The organism is Affinundibacterium baiyunense, from assembly GCF_018139645.1.
GTDB lineage: Bacteria > Pseudomonadota > Gammaproteobacteria > Burkholderiales > Burkholderiaceae_D > Undibacterium > Undibacterium baiyunense.
Genome location: NZ_JAGSPM010000010.1, coordinates 129,894 through 138,075, shown reverse-complemented (window position 1 = coordinate 138,075; position 8,182 = coordinate 129,894). Strand labels below are relative to the sequence as shown.

Annotated in this window: 6 protein-coding genes; all 6 read left to right on the top strand. The window is 44.2% G+C overall.

Translation table 11 applies throughout. From position 1 onward, the window contains the following. Positions 1 to 1,304 (top strand): hypothetical protein (locus KDM92_RS15520; RefSeq protein WP_212685351.1); only part of this gene is annotated, 1,304 nt, incomplete at its 5' end. A 297-nt stretch (positions 1,305 to 1,601) separates the two neighbouring features. Then, on the top strand, positions 1,602 to 2,273 hold the full coding sequence (locus KDM92_RS15515) for a SapC family protein (RefSeq protein WP_212685350.1): 672 nt from the start codon (positions 1,602 to 1,604) through the stop codon (positions 2,271 to 2,273). Between the two features lie 82 nt (positions 2,274 to 2,355). Further along, entirely contained in the window at positions 2,356 to 3,579 is a 1,224-nt protein-coding gene (locus KDM92_RS15510) for a glycosyltransferase family 4 protein (RefSeq protein WP_212685349.1), read from the top strand. Between the two features lie 246 nt (positions 3,580 to 3,825). Next, on the top strand, positions 3,826 to 4,593 hold the full coding sequence (locus tag KDM92_RS15505) for a hypothetical protein (protein WP_212685348.1): 768 nt from the start codon (positions 3,826 to 3,828) through the stop codon (positions 4,591 to 4,593). A gap of 414 nt (positions 4,594 to 5,007) precedes the next feature. After that, positions 5,008 to 6,816: a type I secretion system permease/ATPase gene (locus KDM92_RS15500; RefSeq protein ID WP_212685347.1), complete on the top strand. Its 1,809-nt coding sequence runs from the start codon at positions 5,008 to 5,010 to the stop codon at positions 6,814 to 6,816. An 8-nt stretch (positions 6,817 to 6,824) separates the two neighbouring features. After that, complete coding sequence (locus KDM92_RS15495) at positions 6,825 to 8,180, top strand: HlyD family type I secretion periplasmic adaptor subunit (protein WP_212685346.1); 1,356 nt, start codon at positions 6,825 to 6,827, stop codon at positions 8,178 to 8,180. The last annotated feature ends 2 nt before the right edge of the window (positions 8,181 to 8,182 follow it).

The following is an 8,182-nucleotide window of genomic DNA, read 5'->3' as shown; positions in this document are numbered from 1 at the left end:
ACGTTTCTAACTTCGAAACAATCCGTTTGGTAAATGCTGGTGCAGGTAGCTCTTACTCATTGACATTGACAGACACATTGATCTCTAAGAACAATGCTTCTGGCGTATTGTCAATCGTGAACGACAACGACACAGCAAATGATTCAGCAGCAACTGCTGACACAGCTGGTGTTTCTAACGAAAGCGCTGTTGTAATCGACGCACGTTCATTGAACAACACTAGCCGTTTCAACTACAACGGTGAAGAAGGTGCTAGCCGCACTACTGACCGTATCATCATGTCTGACGTGAACTTGAACGGTACACACGGCATCAACGGTGGTGCAGTTGATAACTCATCTACAACATTTGCTGCTAACTCCGATATCTTGGAAATCCGCAACACTGCTGTAGCTACTTTGGGTGACTTGGCTAACATCCGTAACATGGGCAACATCCACTTCAACAATGATCAAGCTGTTGCACAAACATTGACATTGCAATTGGACGGCGCAACTGTTGACGCATTGGCTGATTCTTTCCACACTTCATCTGCTGCTGAACGTGAAACTTTGACTATCAAAGCAAACGACGGTTCTTTCACAGCAGTTGCTGCTGCTCAGTTGGATATCGACGCAACATTGTTGGGTGACTTGGTTAACTTGAACATCACTGGTGACACAGGCCTCAATGGTAACGATATCGTTCGCTTGACAGCTTCTGCAGCTGCTGGTGCACAAACTATCAACTTGGGCGCTGGTACTAACGATAAGATCTCCTTCGCAGGTGGTTCTAGCATCGCTATTACTGGTACAGCTGGTGGCAACATCACAATGACTCAAGGTGCTAACTCTGTTACTCACGTATTGAGCAACTATGAGCAGTTAGATTTGACAGGCTTCACAGGTGCTTCTGTTACTTTGACAGCAGCAGCTGGTGGTTCAACAATCATGGGTAGTTCTTTGAACGAATCCTTGACATTTGCTGGTGGTACAGACACATTGGTATTGCGTGGCTTGACAGCAGCATTGAACGGCTTGGATACAATCGCTTCCTTCACAGCTGGTACAGATAAAGTACAAGTTAACTTGGCAGCATTGAATGCAGCAACTGGTGCATCTTTGACAGCAGGCGGCTTGGCTGGTGCTAACTTCGCAACTGGTGCTGGTTTGACAAGCTCTGCAGGTGCTGGCGTGTACTTCGTATTCGATACAACATCTAAAACGTTGTACTTCGATGCGGATGCAAACGGTGCAGGTACTGGTGTAGCATTGGTTGTAACAACAGCAGTGAACTTGACTAATGCAGACATCACATTGGCATAATTAATCTCTGTTTTCAGAGCTTAAGCTAAACTGCACCAAGTAGGTCGCAAGAGTTATTTGGTGCAGGTATGTGGTTCTAGTTATAAAAACGCGTAAGGAAACTTACGCGTTTTTTTTTAAAGGATTGCGCGCAATTTTTTTTGCACATTGAACCTGTGTTTTGATACTTGTGCCAATTCAGTTAATTGTGATTTGGTTTGTTTTGTTTGGATGGTGTCGGTTTGATCAAATTAAGACGGCGATTGTGTTGCCTGCAACTTGTTCGTAACGACAGCCTCCAAAAAATGAGGAGAAGAAATGTACGCTAATGTACAGATATTGGAAGTAAAAAATCATCAGAATTTACGATTTTTACCAGCAAGTGATTATGGTTTTGCCCGTTCTTTGTGGCAAGCACCACTGGCTTTAGCCGAAATCTTGCCAGCGGCTCTGTGCTTTCCTGTTTTGTTTTCTACTGAGGCGCAAGTCAATGCCTTAGCTTTGCTTGGTAAAGAACACAATCAGTTTGTGAGTGAGCAAAATCAATGGTTGGCAAGTTATGTGCCAGTGCATGTACAACGCTATCCATTTGTATTGGGACGTGAGAAAACTGCTAGTGACTTCTTGTTGATGGCTGATATGGATGCACCACAATTTAAATCACAACAAGGCGAAGCCATCTTTGATGCAAGCGGCAAGCTCAATGCACACTTCCAGCCAGTGGTTAAGTTGATGTTAGAGTTTGAAGCAGGAAGACAGTCTAGTGTGTTGCAGTTGTTGGCAGAAAAAGAAGTGCTGGTGCCACGCTCTTTGTTTAAACGTGTCGGTGAGCAGCAAGTAGCGATTGGTCAGTACCGTGTTGTTGATCAAGACAAGTTAGCCGCATTGGATGATGCTACTTTGGCGACATGGACGAGAAATGGTTTAATGCGTTTGATCGATGCGCATCTGCTGTCTTTGCGTCATTTAGATGTGATGTTGCAAGCTTAAGTCTGGCCCTTGTGACGCTTTATCTTTAGTGTAATCACTTTATTAGGCTTTGCTTAACCCGATTCCAATTGTTTTCTCCCTTATGAAAATTCTGTTTGTTCATCAATCTTTTCCCGGTCAGTTTAAGTTTTTAGCGCCGGCGTTGCACAAATTAGGACATGAGGTGCGGGCATTACAGTTGGAGCGTGGCTTAGGTAATGCTTGGCAAGGGGTTGCACTAGAGGGTTACCAGTTGCATCGCGGCACCAGTACCACGATGCACCCATGGATCGCTGATATAGAAGCTAAAGTGATACGCGGTGAGGCGGCGTATCGACGGGCCTTGCAGATGCGTGATCAGCGGTTTGTGCCCGATATTATTATTGCGCATCCAGGGTGGGGTGAGAGCTTGTGTTTGAAAGATGTCTGGCCTAGTGCGCGCTTAGGAATTTACTGTGAGTTTTTCTATCATGGTGAAGGCGCTGACGTAGGTTTTGATCCTGAGTTCCCAGCACAAGATAGTGTCAGTCGGATGCGTTTAAAAAACGCGAATAATTTATTTCACATGGAAATTGCCGATGCGGGGATAGCGCCGACGTACTGGCAAGCAAGTACATTCCCCGAACGATTTCGACAGCAGATATCGGTGATTCATGATGGTATTGATACCCAGCATATTCAGCCAAATCCAGCGATAACGATTCAGTTAGATGCGCGTTTAAAACTGACCAAGAATGATGAGGTGATCACCTTTGTCAATCGCAATCTGGAGCCTTATCGAGGCTACCATATTTTTATGCGGGCATTGCCAGCTATTTTGCGCGCACGACCAAACGCGAGGGTGTTAATCGTTGGTGGTGATGAGGTTAGCTATGGAGCGAAGCCAGCTAGCGGCAATTGGAAAGAAATATTTTTACGCGAGGTGCTGCCGCAGTTGCCCCCAGAGGCGCAGGCACGTATTCACTTTTTGGGTTCGATTCCTTATCCCGCCTTTATTGGTTTGTTACAGCTTTCTACTGTGCATGTGTATCTGACTTACCCCTTTGTTTTGTCATGGAGTTTGTTGGAAGCGATGAGTGCTGGATGCGCAATCGTCGCAAGTGATACTGCACCAGTTCGTGAGGCTATTCGCGATGGTGAAACTGGTAAGCTGGTTGATTTTTTTGATATTGCTGGACTTACAAAGCAAGTATGCGATTTGTTGGACGATCCCGCGGAAAGGCATCGCTTGGGTGCAAACGCGCGGCAATTCGCGATACAAAATTATGATTTGAAGACGGTTTGTTTGCCTGCGCAATTGGCTTGGGTGCAAAAGTTAGCGCAATAGATTAATAAAATAAGTTGACACTAAGTTGAGAAATTCTTTAGCGCGCTTATTTGGCATTATTTAAAAGCTTAATTAGAGAATTAAATCGACGCTTATTCAGCGGATTCAATTGCTTGACTGTGTTTACACTGAGGTTCTAAACATTATTGTGGTCTTTTACTTGACTGCATTATGTGATTTTATGCGTGAATCGATGTGTAAGGCGCTATTTGGGCGTCGCCGAACATGGTGACATAGGAGAATCCGATGCAAGATATCAGTCTATTCAATGAGGCGATAGCCGCGCTTAAGCAATCTTCGACCTTGATGAAGTCGTGGATAGAGAAAAATCCGGCAGGGGCAGGTAGTTTCAATGAAATTTTAGGTCGCTTACAGCAGGTATCTTCTGACGCACTGCAAGCCAGTCAAGATAAACCGACCGTTACATCTTCCCCAAATACTGTAGGTGGTAGTGCCTATGTAGGTGTCAACAATGCCGCAGAAGTGACATCAGCGTTGTTGTCGAGCGTCAATGCGATGAATCAGTTAAAGACGAGCGCTCAATCGAATGTGGTTCCCGCGGCGCAGCAGAATGTGGTTGATTCTAGTATGCGCTCAAACTATGTTTATACGACAAACGGGAATAGTGATAAGACTTTAGTTGGGCTTGAGGATAAGCTACGACGCGCGTCAGACGCATACGATGCCGCAGTTGCAAAAGCGGAGAGCGGTTATTGCTCATGGATTCCTTCGCAAAATGGCTTGCCTGTATATCAGACCAAAGAACAAATCATCGAAAATGCTAAAAATGATTTGCTTGCAGCACAAAAAATGTTTGATACCCACCAGCTATTTTTAGCAGATCCTGCCTCACGATCGATGGCAGAGGTAGCTTTTCAGATCAAATATGGTGGTCCATCTGAGGGGGGAGTAGAGCTAAGTCGGTTCGAGCAGTTCTTGGTGCAGGAGCGGCGTGCTGGGAATAATTCGACTGATGGCAGTATTGCTGCCTTATTTCAGAAAATGAAGACTTGAAATGGCACTATTTGATTTATTTATACTCTTTTGATCTTCGGTTTCGTATTCTTGAGCGGTGACTTTCAGCAGAACAATGTTTGTAAGTACTCAATCTGAGATGTAAAAATAAATAAAAGAAACTGTTTTTGATAAAAAGCTGCATTTATGTGATTTAAATCACATAAATGCAGCTTTTTTTATGGAATTTATTTGCTTCTTAAAAATATATCGCATAAAATGTGACCTGTGTCACATTTAAATGCTCGCATCTAAAAGATAATGAGCAACTTTTTAAGTCCGGAATGCTTCAAATTTCAAGCCTGCGATTGCGGTAAAGTCTTTATTTTCGTTTGCTTGCGATTGTTGCCGGTTCAAGCTTCGTTGCAGCTTTGTAAGCAAACATAATGAACACTTTACAGTGTATAGATTGAAATGATATCCAAATTAAAACTCCCTAAAAACGAAATCTCAGAGACGTTGGCCTTGTTTAAAGGTGCCTTTCGTACTGTGGGTATCTTTAGTGCGATGGTCAACTTGCTGATGCTGGTTCCTTCGCTTTACATGTTGCAGGTATATGATCGCGTTTTGCTAAGTCAAAATAAGATGACCTTGTTAATGTTGACACTCTTAATGCTAGGCGCTTATGCATTTATGAGTGCATTGGAGTTTATTCGAAGTTTCATTGTGATTCGCGTGGGCGCAAAATTGGATATGCAGCTTAATAAGCGCGTGTATACAGCAGCATTCGAGCAAAATTTGAAACAGGGTGGTGGAAATGCAGGTCAAGCGTTGCAAGACCTCACACAATTACGCCAATTTTTGACAGGTAATGGCTTGTTTGCCTTTTTCGATGCGCCGTGGTTCCCAATCTATTTAGCTGTTATTTTTATGTTTGACGTGCATCTGGGTATCTTTGCTTTAATTTGCGTTGTGATCATGGTCGCGATTGCTTACTTAAATGAAGTTGTCTCCAAAAAACCTTTGGAGGAGGCCAATGCGACAGCAATTGCATCAAATAATTTGGCTACCAATAATTTACGTAATGCAGAAGTTATTGAGGCAATGGGGATGTTGCCGAACTTGATGTCACGTTGGTTTAAATTGCAAGGGCGTTTCTTGCAATTACAAGGTGAAGCAAGTGAGAAGGCAAGTATCGTCGCTTCTTTGAGTAAGTTTGTGCGCGTCTCTATTCAGTCTTTAGTGCTAGGTTTTGGTGCGTTACTTGTGATCGACGGAAAAATGACTCCAGGTATGATGATTGCAGGTTCTATTTTGCTCGGTAAGGCCACCGGCCCAATCGACCAGTTAATTAATGTGTGGAAGCAATGGAGTACTGTGAAAAGTGCTTACAATCGTCTGAACGATTTGCTTTCGAATAATCCAGCGCGAACAGCCGGTATGGATTTGCCAAAACCTTTGGGCGCTTTGTCTGTAGAAGCAATTACCGCAGCACCTCCTCGCTCAACCGTGGCAGTCATTAAAAACTTGAGTTTCGCCTTGCAACCAGGTGATGTTTTGGGCGTGATCGGGCCTTCAGGTTCAGGTAAATCGACTTTAGCGCGTTTATTAGTGGGAGTATGGCCAGCTGCGGTTGGTAAAGTGCGCCTTGATAGTGCTGATATTTACCAATGGAACAAAGACCAACTTGGTCCACATATCGGTTATTTGCCGCAAGATATCGAGTTATTTGGTGGCACGATTGCAGAAAATATTGCACGTTTCGGTGATTTAGACTCAGAGAAGGTAATCGCCGCCGCGAAACTGGCTGGTGTGCATGACATGATTCTTCACTTTCCTAAAGGGTATGACACGATTTTGGGGGATGGCGGTGCTGGTCTATCTGGTGGGCAAAAACAAAGGATAGGTTTGGCTCGCGCAATGTATGATGATCCTGCGCTATTAGTATTAGATGAACCTAATTCAAATCTCGATGATATTGGCGAGCAGGCTTTGGTGGTAGCGCTGAATGAGTTCCGTCAGCGAGGCAAAACAATTGTGTTGATTACACACAGAACAAGTGTGCTTGGAATTACTACCAAACTTCTGTTGTTGCGAGATGGCATATCACAAGCTTTTGGTCCAAGAGATCAAGTACTCGCCGCTTTAAATCAAGCTAACCAACAAGTTCAACAGCAATTGCAAGCGCAAAGAGCTGCAGCTGTGGCCGACGCGCCAGCGGATACGCAAGATCGTATTAATGCAGCGGCAGATCAGTCAAGCAAGCCAAGTGGCGACGAATAGGAATCATGATGAAAAATATTGGAACAAGTAATGCACTGGTGACCGACGTTAAGTCGCAAGATGTTGCGGTGTTGGAGGTGAATACCGATTCACGACGTTACGTCCGTCTGGGTTGGTTGATCGTTTTAGTTGGTATCGTTGGTTTCTTTATATGGGCATCGTTTGCACCTTTAGATCAAGGTGCTCCTGCGCAAGGAACGGTAGTGGCCGCTTCTGGACGCAAGACAATTCAACATCAAAATGGTGGAACGGTTGATGACATATTAGTCAAAGATGGTGATGTTGTAAAAGCAGGGCAAGTTTTGTTGAAGATGAATGCCGTGTCTGCTCAGTCCGCTGCGGACATCGCTAGAACGCAATTGATTACTGCGACCGTCGCGATAGCGCGTTTGACTGCAGAGCGTGCAAACTCTGAAAAAATAGTTTTTCCGAAATGGTTGCTTGATACAAAAAATGATTCGCATGTCGCCAATAGTTTAATGCTGCAAGAGCAGTTGTTCCAATCGCGTCAATTGGCATTGCGTAGTGAAATGGCTTCTTACGATGAAAATCTTGAAGGTTTGAAGATGCAGTTGCAGGGGCAAGAAGCTTCAATGATTAATAAGCGCGAACAACAAGCGATTTTGAAAGAGCAAGTAGAAAATATGCGTGAGCTAGCTAAAGATGGATTTGTGGCTCGCAATCGCTTATTAGATCTTGAACGTAGCTATGCACAAGTTAACGGTGCGATTTCTGAGGACATCGGCAATATTGGACGCATTAAGCGACAATCAGCGGAAGTTGCATTTAGAAAAGTACAGCGTCAGCAAGACTATCAGAAAGAGGTGCGTTCCCAGTTGTCTGACATGCAGAGAGAAGCCGAATCATTGGAAAATCGATTGAAAGTGTTAGATCTTGAATTAGCGAATGTCTTGGTAAAAGCTCCTGTAGATGGCACTGTCGTCGGCTTGAATGTATTCACAAAGGGTGGAGTAGTGCCGCCGGGCTTCCGTTTGATGGAATTGGTGCCGGCAGAAGATGCATTGGTGGTCGAAGGAATGTTGCCAGTGAATTTAATTGATAAGGTGCACCCGGGTCTAGACGTCGAGTTTTTATTCTCTGCATTTAATACAAATACTACGCCGCACATCCCAGGAAAATTGACAAGTATTTCGGCTGATCGTTCTGTTGATGAGCGCTCTGGAATGCCATATTACAAGTTCCGTGCGTCAGTCACCCCTGATGGAATGAAGAAGTTAGGAAACTTGCAGATTCGTCCGGGTATGCCAGCAGATATTACGATTAAAACAGGTGAGCGCACTTTGATGAATTACCTGTTGCGACCAATTGTTGACCGTGCGCATTCTGCTTTGAAAGAGAGATAATC

Bases quoted from the DNA above. Each gene is read 5' to 3' on its own strand.
- KDM92_RS15515 (WP_212685350.1), top strand. From the start codon at position 1,602: ATGTACGCTAATGTACAGATATTGGAAGTAAAAAATCATCAGAATTTA.
- KDM92_RS15510 (WP_212685349.1), top strand. From the start codon at position 2,356: ATGAAAATTCTGTTTGTTCATCAATCTTTTCCCGGTCAGTTTAAGTTT.
- KDM92_RS15505 (WP_212685348.1), top strand. From the start codon at position 3,826: ATGCAAGATATCAGTCTATTCAATGAGGCGATAGCCGCGCTTAAGCAA.
- KDM92_RS15500 (WP_212685347.1), top strand. From the start codon at position 5,008: ATGATATCCAAATTAAAACTCCCTAAAAACGAAATCTCAGAGACGTTG.
- KDM92_RS15495 (WP_212685346.1), top strand. From the start codon at position 6,825: ATGAAAAATATTGGAACAAGTAATGCACTGGTGACCGACGTTAAGTCG.